At 68.9% G+C, this 20,319-nt stretch carries 22 protein-coding genes; 8 read left to right on the forward strand and 14 right to left on the reverse strand.

Features of this window, described 5'->3' with window-relative positions; all coding sequences use genetic code 11:
• Nucleotides 1–49: 49 nt before the first annotated feature.
• The 4 genes from BMX29_RS05600 to BMX29_RS05615 all read right to left on the reverse strand — a co-directional run bounded on the left by BMX29_RS05600 (nucleotide 50) and on the right by BMX29_RS05615 (nucleotide 4,451).
• On the reverse strand, nucleotides 50–1,729 hold the full coding sequence (locus BMX29_RS05600) for a bifunctional protein tyrosine phosphatase family protein/NAD(P)/FAD-dependent oxidoreductase (RefSeq protein WP_092811081.1): 1,680 nt from the start codon (nucleotides 1,727–1,729) through the stop codon (nucleotides 50–52).
• Between the two features lie 82 nt (nucleotides 1,730–1,811).
• Nucleotides 1,812–2,687 (reverse strand): MBL fold metallo-hydrolase, encoded by an 876-nt coding sequence (locus BMX29_RS05605; RefSeq protein WP_092811083.1) that lies wholly within the window; start codon nucleotides 2,685–2,687, stop codon nucleotides 1,812–1,814.
• 20 nt (nucleotides 2,688–2,707) lie between these two features.
• Entirely contained in the window at nucleotides 2,708–2,917 is a 210-nt protein-coding gene (locus BMX29_RS05610) for a YgaP family membrane protein (RefSeq protein WP_043841104.1), read from the reverse strand.
• Between the two features lie 283 nt (nucleotides 2,918–3,200).
• Nucleotides 3,201–4,451 (reverse strand): lytic murein transglycosylase, encoded by a 1,251-nt coding sequence (locus BMX29_RS05615; protein ID WP_092811085.1) that lies wholly within the window; start codon nucleotides 4,449–4,451, stop codon nucleotides 3,201–3,203.
• A 135-nt stretch (nucleotides 4,452–4,586) separates the two neighbouring features.
• Here BMX29_RS05615 and BMX29_RS05620 point away from each other — a divergent pair, with 135 nt between their 5' ends.
• Nucleotides 4,587–5,189, forward strand: a complete 603-nt coding sequence (locus tag BMX29_RS05620; RefSeq protein ID WP_092811087.1) for a hypothetical protein — start codon at nucleotides 4,587–4,589, stop codon at nucleotides 5,187–5,189.
• Between the two features lie 167 nt (nucleotides 5,190–5,356).
• Here BMX29_RS05620 and gap read toward each other — a convergent pair whose 3' ends face one another.
• The gene (gene gap / locus BMX29_RS05625) at nucleotides 5,357–6,361 is read right to left on the reverse strand and encodes a type I glyceraldehyde-3-phosphate dehydrogenase (RefSeq protein WP_043841108.1); all 1,005 of its coding nucleotides are present in this window, start codon (nucleotides 6,359–6,361) and stop codon (nucleotides 5,357–5,359) included.
• Between the two features lie 191 nt (nucleotides 6,362–6,552).
• Between gap and BMX29_RS05630 the strand changes: the two genes are divergently transcribed.
• Together BMX29_RS05630 and BMX29_RS05635 are read left to right on the forward strand one after the other, a co-directional pair.
• Complete coding sequence (locus tag BMX29_RS05630; protein WP_092811089.1) at nucleotides 6,553–6,927, forward strand: DoxX family protein; 375 nt, start codon at nucleotides 6,553–6,555, stop codon at nucleotides 6,925–6,927.
• A gap of 38 nt (nucleotides 6,928–6,965) precedes the next feature.
• Nucleotides 6,966–7,952 (forward strand): DUF808 domain-containing protein, encoded by a 987-nt coding sequence (locus BMX29_RS05635; protein ID WP_092811091.1) that lies wholly within the window; start codon nucleotides 6,966–6,968, stop codon nucleotides 7,950–7,952.
• Nucleotides 7,953–8,066: 114 nt separating this feature from the next.
• Here BMX29_RS05635 and BMX29_RS05640 read toward each other — a convergent pair whose 3' ends face one another.
• The 3 genes from BMX29_RS05640 to tkt all read right to left on the reverse strand — a co-directional run bounded on the left by BMX29_RS05640 (nucleotide 8,067) and on the right by tkt (nucleotide 12,193).
• Nucleotides 8,067–9,269 (reverse strand): PQQ-dependent sugar dehydrogenase, encoded by a 1,203-nt coding sequence (locus tag BMX29_RS05640; RefSeq protein WP_092811093.1) that lies wholly within the window; start codon nucleotides 9,267–9,269, stop codon nucleotides 8,067–8,069.
• A gap of 93 nt (nucleotides 9,270–9,362) precedes the next feature.
• The gene (locus tag BMX29_RS05645; protein ID WP_092811095.1) at nucleotides 9,363–10,181 is read right to left on the reverse strand and encodes a hypothetical protein; all 819 of its coding nucleotides are present in this window, start codon (nucleotides 10,179–10,181) and stop codon (nucleotides 9,363–9,365) included.
• Entirely contained in the window at nucleotides 10,178–12,193 is a 2,016-nt protein-coding gene (tkt, locus tag BMX29_RS05650) for a transketolase (RefSeq protein ID WP_092811298.1), read from the reverse strand. Before tkt ends, BMX29_RS05645 begins: the two co-directional genes overlap by 4 nt.
• 234 nt (nucleotides 12,194–12,427) lie before the next feature.
• Here tkt and BMX29_RS05655 point away from each other — a divergent pair, with 234 nt between their 5' ends.
• From BMX29_RS05655 to BMX29_RS05665, 3 genes are read left to right on the forward strand one after another with little or no spacing between them, the layout of a single operon-like run.
• Nucleotides 12,428–12,967 carry a hypothetical protein gene (locus tag BMX29_RS05655; RefSeq protein WP_043841117.1) on the forward strand — a complete coding sequence of 180 codons (540 nt, stop codon included), beginning with the start codon at nucleotides 12,428–12,430 and terminating at the stop codon, nucleotides 12,965–12,967.
• The gene (locus BMX29_RS05660) at nucleotides 12,967–13,371 is read left to right on the forward strand and encodes a cell division protein ZapA (RefSeq protein ID WP_092811097.1); all 405 of its coding nucleotides are present in this window, start codon (nucleotides 12,967–12,969) and stop codon (nucleotides 13,369–13,371) included. Before BMX29_RS05655 ends, BMX29_RS05660 begins: the two co-directional genes overlap by 1 nt.
• Nucleotides 13,372–13,376: 5 nt before the next feature.
• Entirely contained in the window at nucleotides 13,377–13,712 is a 336-nt protein-coding gene (locus tag BMX29_RS05665; protein ID WP_175471136.1) for an MliC family protein, read from the forward strand.
• Between the two features lie 124 nt (nucleotides 13,713–13,836).
• Here the strand turns inward: BMX29_RS05665 and grxD are convergent, their stop codons facing one another.
• The 6 genes from grxD to BMX29_RS05690 all read right to left on the reverse strand — a co-directional run bounded on the left by grxD (nucleotide 13,837) and on the right by BMX29_RS05690 (nucleotide 17,040).
• Entirely contained in the window at nucleotides 13,837–14,205 is a 369-nt protein-coding gene (gene grxD, locus BMX29_RS05670; RefSeq protein ID WP_043841122.1) for a Grx4 family monothiol glutaredoxin, read from the reverse strand.
• A 45-nt stretch (nucleotides 14,206–14,250) separates the two neighbouring features.
• The gene (locus BMX29_RS19745; RefSeq protein ID WP_280513610.1) at nucleotides 14,251–14,376 is read right to left on the reverse strand and encodes a hypothetical protein; all 126 of its coding nucleotides are present in this window, start codon (nucleotides 14,374–14,376) and stop codon (nucleotides 14,251–14,253) included.
• Nucleotides 14,373–14,615, reverse strand: a complete 243-nt coding sequence (locus BMX29_RS05675; RefSeq protein WP_092811100.1) for a BolA/IbaG family iron-sulfur metabolism protein — start codon at nucleotides 14,613–14,615, stop codon at nucleotides 14,373–14,375. Before BMX29_RS05675 ends, BMX29_RS19745 begins: the two co-directional genes overlap by 4 nt.
• 100 nt (nucleotides 14,616–14,715) lie before the next feature.
• Nucleotides 14,716–15,525: an exodeoxyribonuclease III gene (gene xth / locus BMX29_RS05680; protein ID WP_043841126.1), complete on the reverse strand. Its 810-nt coding sequence runs from the start codon at nucleotides 15,523–15,525 to the stop codon at nucleotides 14,716–14,718.
• An 86-nt stretch (nucleotides 15,526–15,611) separates the two neighbouring features.
• Nucleotides 15,612–16,640 (reverse strand): alginate O-acetyltransferase AlgX-related protein, encoded by a 1,029-nt coding sequence (locus BMX29_RS05685; protein ID WP_092811102.1) that lies wholly within the window; start codon nucleotides 16,638–16,640, stop codon nucleotides 15,612–15,614.
• Nucleotides 16,641–16,716: 76 nt separating this feature from the next.
• Nucleotides 16,717–17,040: a HesB/IscA family protein gene (locus tag BMX29_RS05690; protein WP_043841130.1), complete on the reverse strand. Its 324-nt coding sequence runs from the start codon at nucleotides 17,038–17,040 to the stop codon at nucleotides 16,717–16,719.
• A 99-nt stretch (nucleotides 17,041–17,139) separates the two neighbouring features.
• On the opposite strand from BMX29_RS05690, the gene BMX29_RS05695 reads away from it, so the two are divergent.
• The gene (locus BMX29_RS05695) at nucleotides 17,140–18,303 is read left to right on the forward strand and encodes a deoxyguanosinetriphosphate triphosphohydrolase (RefSeq protein WP_092811104.1); all 1,164 of its coding nucleotides are present in this window, start codon (nucleotides 17,140–17,142) and stop codon (nucleotides 18,301–18,303) included.
• A 127-nt stretch (nucleotides 18,304–18,430) separates the two neighbouring features.
• On the forward strand, nucleotides 18,431–20,251 hold the full coding sequence (locus BMX29_RS05700; RefSeq protein WP_092811106.1) for a cation:proton antiporter: 1,821 nt from the start codon (nucleotides 18,431–18,433) through the stop codon (nucleotides 20,249–20,251).
• Nucleotides 20,252–20,319: the final 68 nt, after the last annotated feature.

A 20,319-nucleotide genomic window follows, 5' to 3' on the forward strand; every position in this document is an offset into this window, starting at 1 on the left:
TCTCCGTGGGGCGTGGGAGCGTCGGGCGCCGCGGCCCGACAGTCCAGTGTCACTCCGCCGCGACCTTCAGCGGCTCGGGCTTTGCCATCCATTCCCGGCCGCGCAGCATCGCCTGCCAGTAGATCGGCGGCAGCATTCTTTCCTTCAGGAGCCATGCGGCGCGGGTGGGTTTGGTGCCGTCGATGAGCCACTTCGGGAAGGACGGCTTCAGGGTGCCACCGTATCCGAATTCGGCCAAGACGATCTTGCCGCGCTCGACCGTCAGCGGGCACGAGCCGTAGCCGTCGTATTGCGCCTTCGGCGCGACGCCCCGAATGTCGGCGATCACGTTCTCGGCCACCGTGGGCGCCTGCTTGCGCGCGGCCGCGGCGGTCTTGGCGTTCGGGGCGTTCATCACGTCGCCGAGCGCCCAGATATTGTCGTAGCTCTTGTGGCGCAGGGTGGACTGGTCGACATCGACCCAGCCCGCGGCATCGGCCAGCGGCGAGACACGGATGAAGTCCGGCGCCGTCTGCGGCGGGCAGACGTGCAGCATCTCGAACTCCATCTCCACGCGGCGTGGCTCCGCATCGGGCTCCGTGACCTCGAAGGTCGCCGTCTTCGCGGGGCCGTCCACCGCCACGAGATTGTGGAAGAAGTCGAGGGTGGCATCGTATTTCCGCACGTACTCCATGAGCGCGGGCACGTAGTCCTTCACGCCGAAGAGGACGCCGCCGGCATTGCAGAAGTGGATGTCGATGTTCTTTAGACGCCCGGTCCGGTTCCATTGATCGGCCGAGAGATACATCGCCTTCTGCGGCGCGCCGGCGCACTTGATGGGCATGGGCGGCTGGGTGAAGATCGCGGAGCCGGAGGTCGTGCGCTGCACGAGCTCCCACGTGTAAGGCGCCAGGTCGTAACGGTAATTCGACGTCACGCCATTCCGGCCCAGCGTCTCGACCAGGCCTTCGACCTTGTGCCAGTCGAGCTTGAGACCCGGGCAGACGATCATCCGGTCGTAGGTCACCACCCGGCAGCCGTCGAGGATGACGGCGTTGCGGTCGGGCTCGAAGGCAGCGACGGCGGCCTTGATCCAGTGCACGCCGCGGGGGATCAGGCTGCCCATTGTCTTGGCGGTGTCGGAGGCCTCGAAGATGCCGCCGCCGACCATGGTCCAGCCGGGCTGGTAGTAGTGGATGTCGGCGGGGTCGATCACCGCGATTTCGAGACCGGGCTTGCGCGCCTTGAGGCTGGCCGCGACGGCGATACCGCCTGCGCCCGCGCCGACGATCACCACCTTGTAGTGCGCGTCGCCGGTGTCGGTGGGCGTCTTGCCGCCATTGGCGATGCGGCGCGCGACGCCGGACATGTCGTAGCCCGCGGCCCTTGTCTTCGCGAGGATCTCGGGCAGGGGGCGGTCCTCGGCCTCGGCCAAGGACCACAGTGTCGCCGAACGGGTGCCCGAGCGGCAATAGGCCAGCACCGGGCCCGGCAATTCGCGCAGCGCCGCGTCGAAGGCGCGGGCGTGACCGTCCTCGACCATGCCGGAGGTGACGGGGATGTAGCGCGCCTCCATGCCGTTCTCGTGCGCGGCGCGCTCGATCTCCTCGAACGAGGGCTGGTCGGAGCCTTCGCCGTCGGGGCGGTTGCAGATGATCGCGCGATAGCCCTCGGCGGCCAGCGCGGTCACGTCGTCGGCCGTGATCTGGGGACTGACCGACAGCCGGTCGTCGATCTTGCGGATGTCCATGGCGCTCCTCCCGGGGCAGCACGATGTGGGGCAAGGGCGGCCCCGCATCGCAGGGCCGCCCGTGGTCACGGAAGCGGGAACGTCAGAGACCGTTCAGCGGAACCTTGAGGAAGCGCTTGCCGTCCTCGTCCGCGGGCGGCAGCTCTCCGCCGCGCATGTTCACCTGAAGCGACGGGATGATGAGCTTCGGCATGTCGAGCTGCGCGTCCCGCTCGGTGCGGAACTTCACGAACTCTTCCTTGGTCTTGCCGCCGCCCACGTGGATGTTGTGGGCCTTCTCGTCGGCGACGGTGGTCTCCCACCGGATGTCGCGGCCATTGGGGCCGTAGTCGTGGCACATGAACAGCCGGGTCTCGTCCGGCAGGGCCAGCACCTTCTGGATCGAGTCGTAAAGCTGGCCCGCGTCGCCGCCGGGGAAATCCGCGCGCGCCGAACCGCCATCGGGCATGAACAGCGTGTCGCCGACAAAGGCCGCATCGCCCATGACATGGGTCATGCAGGCCGGGGTGTGGCCCGGCGTATGGATGGCGCGGCACTCCATGGCGCCGACGCTGTAGGTGTCGCCGTCGTCGAAGAGCCGATCGAACTGCGAGCCGTCGCGCTGGAACTCCGTGCCCTCGTTGAACACCTTGCCGAAGGTGTCCTGCACCACGGTGATGTTGCGCCCGATGCCGAGCTTGCCGCCCAACTTGCCCTGGATATAGGGCGCGGCCGAAAGGTGATCGGCGTGGACATGCGTTTCGATCAGCCACTCGACGCTCAGGCCCTTGTCGCGGATGTAGGCGATGATCTCGTCGGCATGGTCGTAGGAGATGCGGCCGGCGGCGTAGTCAATGTCCATCACCGAATCGACGATGGCGCAGGCGTCACTGCCGGGGTCCTTGACCACGTAGCTGATCGTGTTGGTCGCCGGATCGAAGAAGCCGGTGACCTCGGGGTGAAGTCTGGTGTCGGACATGATGCGGTCTCCTCCGGGGCTCAGCAGTCGCGGCAGGTGCGCAGACCTGCCACGGAATAGAGGGGGCAGTTGCCCAGAAGCGCGGTCAGCGCGAGCACCGCCGCGACGACGAGCACCAACCAGTGCAGCGCGCCGGCCGCGAGGACCGGCAGCGCGAAGGCCAGCCAGGCGAGAACGACGGCGGCCACGAGCCGCGCGCCACGATCAAGACGTCCCATGTTGCGTGTCATCTCATCCTCCGCGGGAATCGCTATGGCCTCTGTATAGCGCGCGCGGGTGAGATCGACGGTGACATGGTCACAGAGGGGGGAGAAAGTCGCCGTGTCGGAGGCAAATGCGCCGGCTCATCAAGCGCCGGCCGCACGTCTGTGGTGGCCAACTGTGCGGACCGGGGCTCTCTGCGAGGCGACGATCCGGGCGCGTCTTGCGCCAGCCGACCTTCGGACACGCGCACCATGCACGCCGCGCCGGGTCATCTGTCGGCTTCGGTTGTTGTCAGCGTCGGACTGGCGCTCAGCGCAGCGCCTCGGCCATGCCGGGCGCCGGGAAGCAGGTCGCCCGTTCGCCGCGCGCCTCCTGCCAGCGCCCGATGGAACGGCGGGTCTTGAACCCGGCCAGCCCGTCGACGCCGCCCACGTCGTGCCCTTGCGCCACGAGCCCGCTCTGGATGTCCGCCACGTCCGAGCGCAGCATCCGCCCCACGTCCTGCCAATCCTCCGAGAAGTTGCCCGAGCCGTAGGCGATCCTGTCGCCCACGTGGCCCACGAAAAGCGCGTAGAGATCGCTCATGTTGTAGTCTTTGAGGACGTAGAAATTCGGCGTGACCACGAACGCGGGTCCGAGCCGTCCGGCCGGCATCATCAGGTAGCCTTCGCCCGCCAGTTCATGATCGGGAAAGGCGCGGCCCGACACGCGGGCGACCCCCATGTCGGCCCATTCGCGGATCGGTCGGCCCTGGTCCGGGCCTTCCAGCGCGCAGGAGACCGAGGCCGGCACCTCTACCTCGAAGCCCCAGTCTCGGCCCGCAACCCAACCGTGATGCGCGAGGTAGGCGGCGATCGAGGCGATCGTGTCGGCATCCGACCGCCAGATGTCCGCGCGCCCGTCGCCGTCGCCGTCCGCGGCGTGCTCGAGAAAGCTCGTGGGCATGAATTGCGGCTGGCCGAGCGCCCCGGCCCAGCTCGACTTCATCGCGCCTTCCGGGGCGTGGCCGGCCTCGGCGATGCGCAGGGCGGCGACCAGCTCGTCGGTGAAGTAGTCGGCGCGGGTCGACATGAAGCCCTTGGTTCCGAGCACGCGGAACACGTCGTGGGGGATCGACGCGCGCCCGTAACCGCTCTCGCGGCCCCAGATGCCCAGGACGATGTGGCCCGGCACGCCTGTCGCCCGTTCGGCCGCAGAGAGCGCACCGGCATGGCGGCGCGCCATCTCGCGCCCGACCGAGGTTGCGGCGGACAGGCCTCCCGGGGTGAAATAGCGCGCCGGAGCCCCGAATTCGGACTGGCGTTGCCGCTCGGGCACGGCCGGCGCCGATCCCGGCGGCACGAGGTCCGGCAGGTCCCAGTCGAGCGTGATGCCTGCCGTCGCGTCCGTGAAGGTCCCGCGCGACACGCCCTCGGCGTCGGCGCGCGGCCAGACCGTGTCCTCCAGCCAGCCGCGGAATTGACGCTCGACCGCTGCGCGGTCCTGCGCTTGGAGTGGCGGTGCCGCCGCGATGATCCCCGCGGCAAGCGCGAGGGCGGCGAAAGAGCGGAACAGGCGCATCTGGATACCTCCGGGCCGGGTGGTCCGGGGCACCCTAGACACGCCCGGCGATGGCGTCGACCGGGTGCCTCGACACCGGCACGGCGCAGCGCTAGCTCTGATCGCAATCACGCGAAAGACAAGGGGCGAGCGGACATGGGACGGGCTTGGAGACGGATCTGCGCGGTGCTCGTGATGGTGACGGGAGCCGCGGCGCTGTCCGCCTGCGGTCCGAGCTACGAGAACGGCCCGCCCGAGCCGACCTCGTCCGAGATCGCCGCGCTCGAGCAGGCGATCCTGTCGCTGGGCGCGGACGTGGACCCGGAAGAGGCCGCCGCGACGGCACGCACGGCCTATCTCTACCCGCTGCAACTGGCCGAGAGCTACCAGATCACCGATCCGCCGATCATCCACAACATGAAGGTGAACAGCGGCACGCGCCCTCGTGGTCTGTGCTACCAGTGGGCGGATGACCTCGAGGCGCGGCTCGAGACGCTCGACACCCCTGGACTGGAACTCCACCGCGCCATCGCCAACGCCGATCAGGCCCTGCGGATCGAGCACTCCACCGTGATCGTCACCCGCGCCGGTGCGCCATGGACGTCGGGCATCATCCTCGACCCGTGGCGCTGGGGTGGCCGTCTATTCTGGTCGCCGGTGACGGAGGATCCCGACTACGACTGGGCCGCCCGCGGCGATGTCTTCGCCTTCAAGCGCGCCCGCGAGACCGGCGCGCGGCCGGTGCTGTCGACCTACTGAGCCGGGGCTTGCCGGCGGCGAGGTCGGAGCGAGGGCGCTGCCCTCGCGCTCCCGGAGTACTTGGCACGAGAAGAAGGGCTGGCACGCGCTGGCCTTGGGGCAGTGACGGCACGCCTTGGAAGGATCGCGGTCGGGCGCGCGCCACGTCGCACCCGACCGTGAGGCCGTCAGTGCAGCAGGCGGCCCATGGCGCTGGCGACGTCGGCCATGCGGGCCGAGAAGCCCCATTCGTTGTCGTACCATGCCAGCACGCGTACGAGGCGGCGGCCGATGACCTTGGTCTGGTCGGGCGCGAAGATCGAACTGGCCGTGGTATGGTTGAAGTCGACCGAGACCTTGGGCTCGGGATCGTAGGCGAGAACCGCGCCCATGCGGCCGGCAGCCGCCTCGCGCACCACCTCGTTCACGTCCTCAACGGTCACGTCGCGGCCGGCCTCGAAGGTCAGGTCCACCGCCGAGACATTGGGCGTGGGCACCCGAATCGCCGAGCCGTCGAGCTTGCCGGCGAGCCCGGGCAGCACCTCGCCGATGGCCTTCGCAGCGCCGGTCGAGGTGGGGATCATCGCCATCGCCGCCGCGCGGGCGCGGTAGAGATCGTCGTGGCGGCGGTCGAGCGTCGGCTGGTCGCCGGTATAGGAGTGAATCGTGGTCATGATCCCGCCCTCGATGCCGATCGCCTCGTCCAGCACCTTGGCCAGCGGCGCAAGGCAGTTGGTGGTGCACGAGCCGTTGGAGATCATCCGCTCCTCGGCCAGCATCTCGCGGTGGTTCACGCCGTAGACCACGGTGCGGTCCACGTTCTTCGCGGGCGCCGAGATCAGCACCTTGCGGGCGCCGCGGCCGAGGTGCACGTCGGCGCGGTGGCCGTCGTTGAACTTGCCCGTGCATTCCAGGACCACGTCGCAACCGCTCCAGTCGAGTTCCTGCGGGTCGTAGGTCGAGGACACCTGCATCGGGCCGCGCCCGAGGTCGAGCGTGTCGCCGTCGACGCGGACATCGCCACCAAAGCGGCCGTGGATGCTGTCGTAGCGCAGCAGGTGGGCATTCGTCTCGATCGGGCCGGTGGCGTTGATCTTGACGACCTGGACATCGTTGCGCGCGCTTTCCGCGATGTGGGCGAGCGTGCAGCGGCCGATGCGTCCGAAGCCGTTGATCCCGAGCGTGACGGTCATGACCTGTCCCTCTTGTTTCGTATGCGGTTGGATACCGGGTAGCCCGCGCCGCGCCGCAGCGCAAAGCGAATTCGGCAATATCTTCATGATGTTAGCGATAAACTTTCACACCGCTCGCATGGTGGCGCTAACCCCGGGGCGCGGTTTGCGCTAACGAACGGACGGCCCTTCCGGCCGGGAGAGAATCGCCCATGTCCGACCTTGCCGTCCTTGTCGGGCGCGTTCTGATCGCGCTGCTGTTTCTCGCTGGCTTCGTGCAGAAGGTCGCGGACCCCGTGCCCGCCATGACCCTGCTGACCGATCGAGGCTTGCCGGGCGTCCTGATCTGGCCCGCCGCGGCGTTCAACCTCGGGGCCGCGCTCGCGCTGATCGCGGGGTGGCGGGTCCGCAGCGCCGCCGCGATGCTGGCGGGGTATTGCGCCGCGACGAGCGTCTTTCACCTGATCCCCTCGGACCCGTGGCAGATGAGCATCTTCGTCAAGAACTGGGCCATCGCCGGCGGCTGCCTGTGCCTTGCCGCGCACGGGGCGGGGCGCTACCGGCTTGGGGACTTGCGCGGGGGCTGAAGCGGGCTACCGTGCCCGCGACCCGAAGGAGGGGCAGGATGAGCGGACTTCTCGCACTACTCGACGACGTGGCGGCCATCGCCAAGGTCGCAGCGGCATCTGTGGACGACGTGGCGGCGGGGGCGGTCAAGGCCAGCTCCAAGGCCGCGGGCGCCATGATCGACGACGCGGCGGTGACGCCGAAATACGTGACCGGCTTCCCTCCGGCGCGCGAGCTGCCGATCATCGCCAAGATCGCGCGCGGCTCGCTGTTCAACAAGATGGTCTTCCTGCTGCCCGTCGGGCTGGCGCTCTCGGCCTTCGCGCCGTGGGCGATCCCGCCGCTTCTGATGCTGGGCGGGGCATACCTCTGTTTCGAGGGCGCCGAGAAGCTGCACCACGCGTTCTTTCACAAGGAAGATCACAAGCCCGATCCCGAGAAGCAGGCGCTCAGCGACCAGCACCTGGAAGAGCAGAAGGTGCAGGGCGCGATCAAGACGGACTTCATCCTCTCGGCCGAGATCATGACCATCGCCCTGTCCGCGATCCCCGAGCAGGGATTCTGGATGGAAGCGGGCACATTGGCGGCGGTGGCGGTGCTCATCACCGTGGCGATCTACGGCTCCGTCGCGCTTCTGGTGAAGATGGACGACATCGGCCTGTGGCTGGCCGAGAACGGTGCGACCGGGGTCGGGCGCGGTCTGGGGCGCGGGATCGTGAAGGCCATGCCCATCGTGATGAAGATCCTCTCGGTGGTCGGCACCGCGGCGATGCTGTGGGTGGGTGGTCAGATCATCGTCCACGGGCTCGCACAGCTCGGCTGGCACGCGCCCGAAGAGATCGTGCACCAGATCGCGGTGTCGGTGGCGCATGGCTTCCCGGAGGGTCTGCACGGCGCGGTAGAGTGGATCGTGACCGCCACCTGCGACGGCATCCTCGGCGTGGCGCTGGGGTTCGCCCTGATCCCGCTCGCCAGCAAGGTTATCGGCCCGCTCTGGACATCGGTCTTCGGGGGCAAGAAAGCCGCCGACAGCGGCGGTCACTGAGGTAGGGACGTCCAGCTTGCGATCAGAGCCGAGCAAAGCGTCTGATCGAAACGCGAAAGGCCCCGCCGAGGTGGCGAGGCCTTGTCACGTCCGGGGCCGGCGTCCGGCCAGCGGTCAGCTCGACTCTGCAGGTGTGATCTTCACCAGTCGGCCGTCTTCGTAATCGGTGATCGCCAGGAGGCCACCGTCGCTGTCGACCTCCACGTCCCGGACGCGGCCGAGGTCCATGTGCATCCGCTCTTCCTCGGTCACCCGGTCGTTTTCCAGCGACAGGCGCACGATGCCGCCGGGATAGAGCGAGCCGATCAGCAGATCGCCCTGCCAGTCGGAGAACGCGCTGCCGTCGTATGATAGCATTCCGCCGGGCGCGATCACCGGGTCCCAGTAATAGACCGGCTGTTCCATGCCCTCGCGCACGGCTTCGCCCGAGCCGATGTCGCCGCCGCCGTATCGGATGCCGTAGGAGATCACGGGCCATCCGTAGTTCAGACCCGGCTCCACCATGTTCAGCTCGTCGCCGCCGCGGGGGCCGTGCTCGATCGTCCAGAGCTGGCCGTCGCGCATGGTCGCTCCCTGCACGTTGCGGTGCCCGTAGCTCCAGATCGTGTCGATGGCGTCTTCCTGCCCGGCGAACGGGTTGCCCTCCGGCGTCTCGCCTTCGGGCGTCACGCGCACGACCTTGCCGTAGGTCTTGTCGAGGTCCTGCGCGTAGACGCGGGTGCGGTCCGAGGAATGCTCGCCCGTGGTGACGTAGACATGGCCTTCGCCGTCGAAGACCACCCGGCTGCCGTAGTGCTTGGTGACCGACGAGCCCGGTTCCTGCACGAAGATGTCTGTGAGGTTCTCGAGCGCTGTCATGTCCTCGGACAGCGTCGCATATGCTGCCGCGGTGGCCGAGAGGCCATCGTCCACCGGCTTGGCGTAGGACAGGTAGATGCGGCGACTCTCGGCGAAATCGGGGGCGAGCGCCACGTCGAGAAGCCCGCCCTGTCCCTGCGCGACGACCTCCGGCGCGCCCGAGATCGGCTCGGACAGGGTGCCGTCTCGGGCGACCACGCGCAGTCGTCCGGGGCGTTCGGTGACGAGGTAGCCCGCGTCGTCGGGCAGAACCTCGATCCCCCAGGGGTGGACGAGGCCGTCGGCCAGCGTCTCGACGGTCATCGACACGTCGCTGTCAACAAGGGGAGCGCGGGTCTGGTTGTCGAAGGCCGGTTCGAAATCGGCGTTCTTTGTGCCGCGCTCGAATGTCTGGGCTTGGGCGCAGGCGGCGGCGGACAGCGCCGCGACGCCGGCCATCAGGATCGCTCTGGATCGCATGGTGGTCTCCCTCTGGATGTGCTGAGGGAGAGGTAGGGCGCACCCCGGCCTGTCGATCACATGGTCGTCAGGCCGGGGTGGACCGAGCGGGGGTCAGACCTCGGAGAGGCTGACGAACTCCATGCCGGGTTTGGCCTCGGTCAGCTTGTAGCCGCGCTTGGACAGCTGCGCGCCGATGCCCTCGATGTCGCCGTCGAGGCCGAAGGTTTCGGCAAGGTCGCGCACGAAGGCCACGGGCCGGCGGCGCACGATGTCCATGTCGGCGATCAGCGCGGGCACGCCGCGGTCCGCCAGCAGGAACTGCAACGCCGGCACCCAGGCGAGAGAAGAGTGCACCAGGCGTTCGAGACCGCCGTAATCGGTCTCGGACCGTTGCGCGACCGACTTCGCTGTGCCGATGGGGTTGCGCACGCACAGCAGCACCACCGGGTTGCGCAGGGTCGATGTCAGCTCGGGCAGGTGATCGACCGCGTGGGGAATCTTGAAGCCCCAGCGGTCATATCTGGCGTTGCGCTCTTCGACGATCCGGCAAAAGTCGGCGCGGTCGGCCAGCGGGCCGCGCATGAGCTCTTTCGAGGGCATGGCCTGGCGCAGGTCCACGTCCTCGAAGTTGTGCTTCTGAAGCCGCTCACCCAGGAACATGTCCAGCTCGAACAGCGCGTGGGCCGCTGCCGAGGTCATCCCGCGCGCGGCGCCGCAGACGATCAGCGTTTCCGAACCGCGGCGTTCCTCGATCAGGTCGGGCCGGACCGTCATCAGCGTGCGTTGAAAGGCGAAGCTGCCTTCGCCCGCGCCGCCGGTGGGCGCCACGAGCTTGTAGCGCGACGTGTCCGGCGGCGACAGCCGGCGCTTCGCGCCGCGCAGGCGCGACACGATCCGCGAGGGCAGGGACGGGGAGGCGTTCCGGCTCACAGCAGGGCCTTCACGCGTCCCGCCACGGCTTCGGCGGTGATGCCGAAGTGCTCGAAGAGGACCTCGGCGGGAGCGGAGGCACCGAAGCCCTCCATGCCGACGAAACCGGACTTCTGCGCGCGGCCGCGCTCGCCACACAGCCAGCGGTCCCAGCCCATGCGCGCCGCGGCCTCGACCGCCACGCGGACGGGGCCGCCGGGCAGCACCCGCTTGCGGTAGGCCTCGTCCTGCTCCTCGAAGAGCTCCCAGCAGGGCATCGAGACGACGCGGGTGCCGATGCCCTCGGCTTGCAGCATCTCTCGCGCCGACAGCGCCAGCGACACTTCTGAGCCGGTGGCGAGCAGGATCGCCTGCCGTTTGCCCTCGGCCTCGGCAAGGACGTATGCGCCCTGCGCGGTGAGGTTCCGGGTCTTGTGGTCGGTGCGAACGGTCGGGAGGCCCTGGCGGGTCAGCGACAGCACCGACGGGCGGCTCGACTGGGTCAGCGCCAGCTCCCACGCCTCGGCGGTCTCGATGGTGTCGGCGGGGCGGAACACCAGAGTGTTCGGCGTCGCGCGGCTGATCGCGAGGTGCTCGACCGGCTGGTGGGTCGGGCCGTCCTCGCCGAGACCGATGCTGTCATGGGTCATCACGAACACGGTCGGCACCTTCTGGAGCGCGGCAAGGCGCATGGCGGGCCGGGCATAGTCGGTGAAACACATGAACGTGCCGCCGTAGGGCCGGATGCCGCCGTGCAGCGCCATGCCGTTCATCGCGGCGGCCATGCCGTGCTCGCGGATGCCGTAGTAGACGTAGCGGCCCTTGCGGTCCTCGATGTCGAACACCCCGAGATCGGGCGTCTTGGTGTTGTTCGACCCCGTCAGGTCCGCCGAGCCTCCGATGGTTTCGGGCAGGATCGGGTTCAGCACCTCGAGCACGTTTTCGGATGCCTTGCGGGTGGCGACCTTGGGGGCGCTTTCAGAGGTCTGCTTCTTCAGCGCCTTGATCGTCGCCGACAGCTTCTTGGGCGTGCTGCCCTCGAGCGTGCGGCGGAACTCGGCCTGCCGCGAAGCCGAGGCGGCGGAAAGCCGCTCCTGCCATGCCGAGTGCTCCCCGGCGCCGCGCTTGCCCCAGCCTTCCCAGGCCGACTTCACGTCGTCGGGCACCTCGAACGGGCCGGAGGTCCAGCCGTAGAGCTCCTTGGCGTCGATCAGCTGCTGACCGTCGGTCAGCGCGCCGTGGCCCTTGGACGTGTCCTGCGCCGCGTGACCGAGCGCGATGTGCGTCGCACAGGCGATCATCGACGGGCGCGGATCGGCCTTGGCCGCCGCGATCGCCGCGTCGATGGCCTCGGGGTCGTGGCCGTCGATCTCCTGCACGTGCCAGCCGGCAGCCTCGAAGCGCTTGGGCTGATCGGTGCGGTCCGCGATGTCGACCTTGCCGTCGATGGTGATCTGGTTGTTGTCCCAGAAGACCACCAGCTTGCCGAGCTGCTGGCGTCCGGCCAGCGTGATCGCCTCCTGGCTCACGCCCTCCATCAGGCAGCCGTCACCGGCGATGACGTAGGTGTTGTGATCCACCAGCTTCTTGCCGAAGCGCGCGCGCAGCGACTCCTCGGCGATGGCGAAGCCCACCGACATGGCAAGGCCCTGGCCCAGGGGGCCGGTCGTGGTCTCGATCCCGCGGGCGAGGAAGTTCTCGGGGTGACCCGCCGTCCGGGAGCCGAGTTGCCGGAAGTTCTTGATCTCGTCGAGGGTGATCTCGGGATCGCCGGTGAGGTAGAGCAGCGAATAGATCAGCATCGACCCGTGGCCCGCCGACAGGATGAACCGGTCCCGGTCGGGCCAGTCCGGTGCGCTCGCGTCGTATTTCAGGTGCTTGGAATAGAGCACGGTCGCCACGTCGGCCATGCCCATGGGCATTCCGGAATGGCCCGAATTGGCCGCGGCCACGGCGTCGAGCGTCAGGGTCCGGATCGCCGCGGCGGCCATCCAGTGATCGGGATTGCGGGTGCGAAGCGTCTCGATATCCACCAAGGGGTCGTCCTTTGCGCGAAGGTGCGGGCGTTGCTCCCGCTCTTACCAAGCCGGGGCCGAAGATCAAGCGTGCGCCTTAATGCCTTGACAGCCCACGGCGGACTGACTTGCATCGGACCACGCTGCCGGGCCATGCCGCAGGGGCGCGATTCGAGCGCCGCCCCGCCATGACGCGTCGGGTGGCGTTCGGCGAAAGAACGGCCGCCACGGCGGGCAGAAGGGACTGGACCGATGACCGACATCGACGCTTTGCACAGCCGGATCGGCACCGCGCTCGAGCGGATATCGCGGGGTGTCGAGGCGCTCGACCGCCCGCAGACCGCGCCGGAGGCGGCCCCGGAGCCTGAGGCGCCGGCCGCGGATACCGGCGAGATCGCCCGCCTGACCGAGGCGCTTGAAGAAGAGCGGCTCGCCAACGCGCAGCTCGAAGAGCGTGTGCGCGGCATCCGCGACAAGCAGGAGCGACAGGTGGCCGAGCTGCGCGAGCAGGTCGCGGCGAGCCGCGAGGCTTTGTCCCAGCTTGATGCCGAGCTTGGCCGACTTCGGCGCGCCAACGACCAGCTGCGCGCCACCAACGAGGAACTGACCGGCGCGCTGGCCGAGCAGATCGGCGAGCCGCATCTCGTCAACAAGGCGATGCTGGCCGAACTGGAAAGCATTCGCGCCGCGCGCGCCGCCGACCTCGCCGAGAATGCCGCGCTGATTGCCGCGCTCGAGCCGCTCCTGACCGAGGCCGAGGATCGCCGCCAGACCGAAGAGGAGGGCGCCTGATGCCCGAAGTCGACGTCAATATCGGGGGCCGCACCTTCGCCGTCGCCTGCCAGGAGGGCGAGGAGGAGTTCCTGCTCTCCGCCGCTGCCATGCTCGACACCGAGGCTTCGGTTCTCGTGGACCAAATGGGACGGGTGCCCGAGGCGCGGATGCTGTTGATGGCGGGGCTGATGCTGGCCGACAAGACCGCCGGTCTCGAGGACCGCGCCAAGGCCGCCGAGGCCCGGGAGGCCGCGCTTCTGGACGAGATCGCGCGGCTTCAGAACGCGCCCTCTCCCGAGGCGCCCGAACCCGAACGCATCGAGGTGCCAGTCCTGCCCGCAGGCGTTGCCGATACCATGGCCGAGCTTGCCGCCCGCGCCGAGGCACTGGCCGAAGAGGTCGAGGAAAAGGCCGGGAAATGAGGGTCTTGGCTGGCTCCGCGGCGGCGCTTTGCCTGCTCGCGGCAGAGCCGGCCGTGGCTCGGGACTGGCAATCCGCGCGCTATGCCTGCGAGCGCGGCGTCGAGATCCCCGTGGTCTACGTGAATGGCGTGGAGCCGGCGATTGCGATCCTGTCGGTGGAAGGCGCGCTTGTCACGCTGGAGGTCGAACGCAGCGGGTCCGGCGCGCGCTACGGATGGCCGTCGGACGGCTCGCACTACATCTGGTGGAGCAAGGGCGACACCGCACAGCTTTTCTGGCGCGACGGTGCGACCGGCGAGGAGACGGTGATCTACTCGGATTGCAAGGAAAAGCAGGGGTGAGGGTAGAGGTGGGGCCGCGTTGCGGACCGCCGCCGTCGATGCCGGTCCGGCGCACCGTGCATGCGGAACGCCGTAAAACCGCGACGTCGCGCGCGCCCGAGGGGCCGCGCGACGCAGGGACGTCTCAGCCGTTGGCCTGACGGATCTTGTCGGCCGCGTCCTTGTCGAAGGTCACGCCGTTCTGCTCGAACAGCTGGTCCAACTCGCCCGAGAGCGTCATCTCGGTGATGATGTCGCAGCCACCGACGAATTCGCCCTTCACATAGAGCTGCGGGATCGTCGGCCAGTCGGAATAATCCTTGATGCCCTGGCGGATGCCGTCGTCGGACAGCACGTTCACGTCGGCATATTCCACGCCCATGTAGTTCAGGACGCCCGCGACGCGGCTGGAGAACCCGCACTGCGGCATGGTCTTGGTGCCCTTCATGAAGAGCACCACGTCGTTGGCCTTCACGGTTTCTTCGATCTGGGTCTGTGCGTCGGTGGTGGTCATGTCGTCAGAGCCTTTCTGAATGTCGAATCTGTCGCCGGGGCCGCGTCAGCGGCGCGACGATCGCGGTTGGCGGGCCGGGGCCGCGGCTGTCGCGCGCTCGGGCCGGGGCAGGGCGGCGGCAAGGCCCGCGATCCCGGCGAGACCTGCCGTCAGGACGAGAACCAAGCTCATTCCGGGACCTTCGTGGTCAAAGCAAGCGCGTGCAGCTCGCCCTGCGAGCCGTCCATCTTGCCCTCGAGCGCCGCGTAGACCGCACGCTGCTGCTGGACGCGGTTCTTCCCGCGGAAGCTCTCGTCGATGACCTCGGCGGCGTAGTGGTTCCCGTCGCCGGCAAGGTCGGTGATGGTGATCTTCGCGTCGGGAAAGGCGTCGCGGATGAGGGTCTCGATCTCTTGCGCCTCGATGGCCATGTAGTGCTGCTCCGTTCCGGTATTGTTGGGAAATGTAAGGAATGCGCGGGCCCCGCACAAGGGACCGGCGCGGGCCGGGCGGGCCGGTCGTAGGGTAGGCTCAGGCCGCGAGGTCGATCCAGAGCGGCACGTGATCCGACGGCTTCTCGCGGCCGCGTTCCTCGCGGTCGATCCCCACGTCGCGCAGCAGATCCGCTGCCTCGGGCGTCAGCAGCGCGTGGTCGATGCGGATGCCGTTGTTCTTGTCCCACGCCCCCGCCTGGTAGTCCCAGAACGTGTAATGGCCGGGACCGCGATGCCGGGCGCGGAACGCCTCGGTGAAGCCCAGATTGAGGATGCGCCGGAACGCCATCCGCGTGTCCGGCAGGAAAAGCGCGTCCGTCTCCCACTGTGCAGGCTTGGCCGCGTCTTCGGCTTGCGGGATCACGTTGTAGTCACCGGCCAGAACCGCCGGCGCCTCGGCCGCCATCAGCGCCGCGGCGCGGGCGTGCAGACGGTCCATCCAGTCGAGCTTGTAGCCGTACTTGCCGGTCCGTTCCGGGCGCCCGCCCGCGTCGAACTCGACCGGGTTCCCGTTCGGCAGGTAGAGCCCGCAGAGCCGCACCGCGTGGGTTTCGCCCACCAGCGTGCCCTCGATCCAGCGGGCCTGTTCATCGCCGTCGTCGCCCGGCAGGCCACGCGTGACGTCCTCGAGCGGGCTGCGCGACAGGATCGCCACGCCGTTGAAGCCCTTCTGGCCGTGGGTCTCCACATTCCAGCCGCGATCCTCGATCTCGGCGCGGGGGAAGGCCTCGTCGACGGACTTGATCTCCTGCAGCAGCACGGCGTCGGCCTCGGACCGGTCGAGCCAGTCCAGGAGCGTCGCGATCCGCGCCTTGACGCCGTTGATGTTGAAGGTCGCGATCTTCATGGGCGGGCCTTTCCGGGGCTGGGACGGGATGCGGGCGGCGGGTGCGCCCCGGTTCTAGGGCACCCGCGCGCCGCCCGAAAGGGGCCTCAGCGCAACCGCTCCAGCAGCGCCGCGTGGCGCGGGCTGCCATGCGAGAACGCCGCGGTCACGATGTCGAGCGACTCGGGCGTATAGGCCGGGCTGCGGCCCTTGTGGTGGGGCACCATAAAGAACGGGACGGCATTCTCGTCGGCGTCGGTGGTGGCAAAGTAGCGTTCGAGGTTCTGCGTCAAACAGACGTCCGGTCGCACCATGTCCAGCACCTCCGGGTGCAGGTAGCGTGTGCGGCAGAAGACGACGACCTCGAAGATCTCGGACAGCACCGGCAGCATCACGCGGGTAAACGAGTCACCGAAGGCCAGCAGCGTCTGGCGGACGCACGGGTCCCGGTTGGTCAGAACCTCGACAATGCCTTCGTTTCCGGTTTTCTCGATCCCGTTCGAGGCGCGGCTGATCTTCGGGTTGGGCGGCAGCATTGCCACCCGCTCCTTGCGCTTGGGGTCGAGCTTGACGCCGAGGTCGCCGTGAAACCCGCGGATCTTCATACGACCCGGCAGGTCGCGCGCGTCGAGAACCGCGCGGTCGAGGCCCCAGCGCTCCAGCAGCAGGCCCGCGACGATGACCTGACCCGAGGGGCACCAGTGGCTGTCGGTGAGGTAGTAGTCGTCCGCCCCGAGATGATCAGCCGGCCACAGGCAGTCCCGCGCGCTCGCGTCGATGGTTCGCCCGACGCTGTGTACCTCGTCGAGAGGGTAGTCCGCGTGGGCGACCGTCTGTTTGTCGGGAGCGAGAAGATGGCACCACGGGATCTTGCGCCCCTCGCAGGCCGCGCGCCTGCTCCGGAGGTTCGCATCGAAGGCGTCGATCGCCTCTTGTGGGATCGGTCGGGCGCCCCGCGCCTGGTCCCAGATCTTGTGGGCGCCCTGATAGATGTAGAGCCGGTCATTGGCGCCGATCAGCACGTCGTTTTCGACGGTGAGGCCATCGGGCACGCGCGCAAGGGCAGGCGCCACGGGCGCCGCGCCCGGTGCTGCGTTGGCGCCGCCGCGACGTACGAATTTCAGGAAATTCAGCATCGCCGCGTCTCCGGATGTCGTGGCCGCCCGGAACGTATGACGCGACGCGAGCCGGGCGCAAGCGCCCGGTGCAGTCTTACATCGCGAAGCTGGTGCCGCAGCCGCACGCGCTGGCGACGTTGGGGTTCTCGATCACGAAGCGCGCGCCGATCAGCTCTTCGGTGAAGTCGATGACGGCGTTCTCGAGGAAGGGCAGGGACACCTCGTCCACGACGACCTTCTCGCCCTGGCCTTCGAGGACCAGATCGCCATCCTCGGGGGCATCCAGGCGGATGTCGTACTGGAAGCCCGAGCATCCGCCGCCCTCGACGGCGACGCGCAGGGCACGTCCGTCCTTCGCTGCGCCGATCTCGTTGAGACGGGCGAAGGCGCGGTCGGTGACTTTCGGTGGCAGTTGCATAGGAGGACCCCCGGAACCAGTTTCCATCGCGGATTGCCTGCAATATATGGGCCGCAGCGACGCCCCACAAGACGGGCGCAGAGGCGGAAGGGACATCCATTGGGCAAGGCCGCGTATGCGAGCAATCCCGCGCAATCGCGCGGGCGGCTGTTTCCGGAAGAGGAAAGCGCCTTCCGCTCGTGTTTCCAGCGCGACCGCGACCGCATCATCCACGCCTCGGCGTTTCGCCGGCTCAAGCACAAGACGCAGGTCTTCGTCGAGCATGAGGGCGACTTCTTCCGCACGCGCCTGACCCATTCCATCGAGGTCGCGCAGGTGGCGCGCACGATCGCCAACGCGCTCGGGCTCGACACCGACCTGACCGAGGCGGTGGCGCTGGCGCACGACCTCGGCCACACGCCCTTCGGCCATACCGGCGAGGACGCCCTCGACGCGCTGATGGCGCCCTACGGCGGGTTCGATCATAACGCACAGACCGTGCGGATCGTCACCAGGCTGGAGCGCCACTACGCCGAGTTCGACGGACTGAACCTGACGTGGGAGACGCTCGAGGGGATCGCCAAGCACAATGGCCCGGTCGAGGGCGATCTGCCCTACGCCCTGGCGGAATACGACGCCCGGCACGACCTCGAACTCGGCACGCATGCCGGGGCAGAGGCGCAGGTGGCCGCTTTGTCCGACGACATCGCCTACAACAACCACGATTTGCACGATGGTTTGCGGGCGGGCCTTTTCACCGAGGACGACATCGCCGCGCTGCCCATCGTCGGTCCGGCCTATGCCGAGGTCGACCGGCTGTATCCGGGGCTGGACCGGTCGCGCCGGCGGCACGAAGCCTTGCGACGCGTCTTCGGCGCGATGGTCTCGGACGTGATCGACACGTCGCGCGCCCGCCTCGAGGCCGCGTCGCCGGACAGCGCGGCGGCGGTGCGACATCTCGGGCGGCCGGTCATCGTGTTCTCGGACGGGATGTTCGAGGACCTGCGCGAGGTCCGCGCCTTTCTGTTCGGACGGATGTATCGCGCGCCCAGCGTCATGGCGCAGCGCGCGCAGGTCACGCAGGCGGTCGAAGAGCTTTTCCCGATCTACCTTGCGCGCCCCGATCTCATGCCCGATCGCTGGCAGGCCGATATCGCCGAGGCGGCGGACGAGACCGCCATCGCGCGCCATGTCGCCGACTACATCGCCGGCATGACCGACCGCTTCGCACTTCAGAGCCACGCCCGGCTCACCGGCCGCGACGTGCTGGCAGACGCGACCTGAGCGCCCCCGGCGCGGGGCGCCGATCCCACGGCACGCACACGTTCGCGACCCCGACCCTCGCCTTTTGCCGTCGGGGTGCTAGACCGGCTGTAAGCGTTCTCGCCCAGCCCAGAAAGGATCCCCGCGCATGGCGACTGCCGCGGCCACCGGCCTCGACCCCGTTCTCGGATTCGCGCTCGTCGGCGCGCTTGGCGTCGGCTCCCAGTGGCTGGCGTGGCGGCTGCGTATGCCGGCCATCGTGCTGATGCTGGCGGCGGGCCTTGCCGTCGGTCCGGGCCTCGGCCTTCTGGATCCGTCACGTGATTTCGGGGACCTTCTGCAGCCGCTTGTCGCCATCGCGGTGGCCATCATCCTGTTCGAGGGAGGTCTGAGCCTGAACGTCCGCAGCCTTGCCGATGCGGCCGCCGGCGTGCGACGCCTGGTGATTATCGGCGCGCCACTCGGATGGGCGGCGTCCGCGGCGGCGCTGCACTACGTGGCCGGGCTCGACTGGGCGACGTCCTCGGTCTTCGGCGGCATCATGATCGTCACCGGCCCCACGGTGATCGCGCCGCTTCTGAGGCAGGCGCGGCTCAGGCGCCGTCCCGCCGCGCTTCTGCAATGGGAGGCGATCGTCAACGATCCGGTCGGCGCCCTGGCGGCGGTGCTGGCCTTCGAGGTCGTGCTTGTGCTGAACACGTCCGCAGGGGCAGGGCACGCGGCGCTCGACTTCGCGATCGGGATCGGCGTGGCCTCGGCACTGGGGCTCGCGGCGGGCTGGGGCCTCGCGCGGGCCTTCGCCACGGGACGTGTGCCGGAATACATGAAGGTGCCGGTGCTGTTCGGGTCGGTCCTGCTGGTCTTCGCGGTCTCGGACTCGGTCCTGCATGAGTCCGGCCTGCTGGCGGTCACGCTCATGGGGCTCTGGATCGCGAACGTCGAGCTGCCGTCCTATGTCGAGCTGCGCCGCTTCAAGGAGCACGCGACCGTGCTGCTGGTGTCGGGCGTCTTCATCCTGCTCGCCGCCAACATGGACCGCGCCACGCTGGCCGCGCTCGACTGGCGCGCGGTGCTGTTCGTCGCGGCCGTCGTGCTGATCGCCCGACCGCTGGCGGTGCTCGTGTCCCTGATCGGCTCCCCGGTGCCCTGGGCCGAACGGTTGCTGGTGGCGCTGACCGGCCCGCGCGGGGTTGTGCTGGTCGCGGTCGCGGGTCTTTTCGGCGAACGGCTGGCCGAGATCGGCGTCGCGGACGGTGCCCGCATCGCGCCGCTCGCCTTCGCGCTCGTGGGCGCGACGGTGGTGCTGCACGGCTTCGCCCTCGGTCCCCTGGCCCGCGCGCTGAAACTCACGGCGGCGACGCGGCCGGGCGTGCTGATCGTCGGCGGCTCCGCGTTCTCGCTGGCGCTGGCGCGCGCTCTCGACAAGCTCGACCTGCCGGTGATGATCGCCGATCCGAACCACGCCCACCTGCGGCGCGCCCGGGAGGCGGGGATCGAGACGTTCTTCGGCGACGTGCTGTCCGAGGAAGCCGAGCACAGGCTCGACCTCGTGCGCTACGAGATGGTTATCGCCGCCAGCGACAACGACGCCTACAACACGCTTGTGACCACCGACCTCGCCCCCGAGTTCGGACGAGAGAAGGTCTACCAGCTGCGCCGTTCGCGCGACAGCTCGCGCCGCCACGCGCTGCCCGCAACCCTGGGCGGCCGTCCCATCGGCCCCGACGAAACCTTCTACCAGGTCGAGGCGCGGCTGGCCGAAGGTTGGGAGGTGCGCACGACGCGGTTGTCCGAGCAGTTCGACCTTGATGCCTGGCGCGCGGAGCACCCGGACGCGGTGCCGCTCGGCCAGTATTCCGAGGCCGGTGGCCTGCGCTTCGTCGGTCCTGAGGATGACGTCGAGAAGGGCGAGGGCGTCCACTTGATCGCCCTGGCCCCGGCGCGAAAGGAGCGGCGCGCCTCGGCGTAGGCCCCCGGTCCGAGGCCACCGCGTCGATTGACCCCGGACCGGGGCAGGGCTAGACCGCGCGCGATCAG

The organism is Roseivivax marinus, assembly GCF_900109705.1.
In the GTDB taxonomy this organism is placed as follows: domain Bacteria; phylum Pseudomonadota; class Alphaproteobacteria; order Rhodobacterales; family Rhodobacteraceae; genus Roseivivax; species Roseivivax marinus.

Bases quoted from the DNA above. Each gene is read 5' to 3' on its own strand.
- BMX29_RS05600 (WP_092811081.1), bottom strand. From the start codon at position 1,729: ATGGACATCCGCAAGATCGACGACCGGCTGTCGGTCAGTCCCCAGATC.
- BMX29_RS05605 (WP_092811083.1), bottom strand. From the start codon at position 2,687: ATGTCCGACACCAGACTTCACCCCGAGGTCACCGGCTTCTTCGATCCG.
- BMX29_RS05610 (WP_043841104.1), bottom strand. From the start codon at position 2,917: ATGACACGCAACATGGGACGTCTTGATCGTGGCGCGCGGCTCGTGGCC.
- BMX29_RS05615 (WP_092811085.1), bottom strand. From the start codon at position 4,451: ATGCGCCTGTTCCGCTCTTTCGCCGCCCTCGCGCTTGCCGCGGGGATC.
- BMX29_RS05620 (WP_092811087.1), top strand. From the start codon at position 4,587: ATGGGACGGGCTTGGAGACGGATCTGCGCGGTGCTCGTGATGGTGACG.
- gap (WP_043841108.1), bottom strand. From the start codon at position 6,361: ATGACCGTCACGCTCGGGATCAACGGCTTCGGACGCATCGGCCGCTGC.
- BMX29_RS05630 (WP_092811089.1), top strand. From the start codon at position 6,553: ATGTCCGACCTTGCCGTCCTTGTCGGGCGCGTTCTGATCGCGCTGCTG.
- BMX29_RS05635 (WP_092811091.1), top strand. From the start codon at position 6,966: ATGAGCGGACTTCTCGCACTACTCGACGACGTGGCGGCCATCGCCAAG.
- BMX29_RS05640 (WP_092811093.1), bottom strand. From the start codon at position 9,269: ATGCGATCCAGAGCGATCCTGATGGCCGGCGTCGCGGCGCTGTCCGCC.
- BMX29_RS05655 (WP_043841117.1), top strand. From the start codon at position 12,428: ATGACCGACATCGACGCTTTGCACAGCCGGATCGGCACCGCGCTCGAG.
- BMX29_RS05660 (WP_092811097.1), top strand. From the start codon at position 12,967: ATGCCCGAAGTCGACGTCAATATCGGGGGCCGCACCTTCGCCGTCGCC.
- grxD (WP_043841122.1), bottom strand. From the start codon at position 14,205: ATGACCACCACCGACGCACAGACCCAGATCGAAGAAACCGTGAAGGCC.
- BMX29_RS19745 (WP_280513610.1), bottom strand. From the start codon at position 14,376: ATGAGCTTGGTTCTCGTCCTGACGGCAGGTCTCGCCGGGATCGCGGGC.
- BMX29_RS05675 (WP_092811100.1), bottom strand. From the start codon at position 14,615: ATGGCCATCGAGGCGCAAGAGATCGAGACCCTCATCCGCGACGCCTTT.
- xth (WP_043841126.1), bottom strand. From the start codon at position 15,525: ATGAAGATCGCGACCTTCAACATCAACGGCGTCAAGGCGCGGATCGCG.
- BMX29_RS05685 (WP_092811102.1), bottom strand. From the start codon at position 16,640: ATGCTGAATTTCCTGAAATTCGTACGTCGCGGCGGCGCCAACGCAGCA.
- BMX29_RS05690 (WP_043841130.1), bottom strand. From the start codon at position 17,040: ATGCAACTGCCACCGAAAGTCACCGACCGCGCCTTCGCCCGTCTCAAC.
- BMX29_RS05700 (WP_092811106.1), top strand. From the start codon at position 18,431: ATGGCGACTGCCGCGGCCACCGGCCTCGACCCCGTTCTCGGATTCGCG.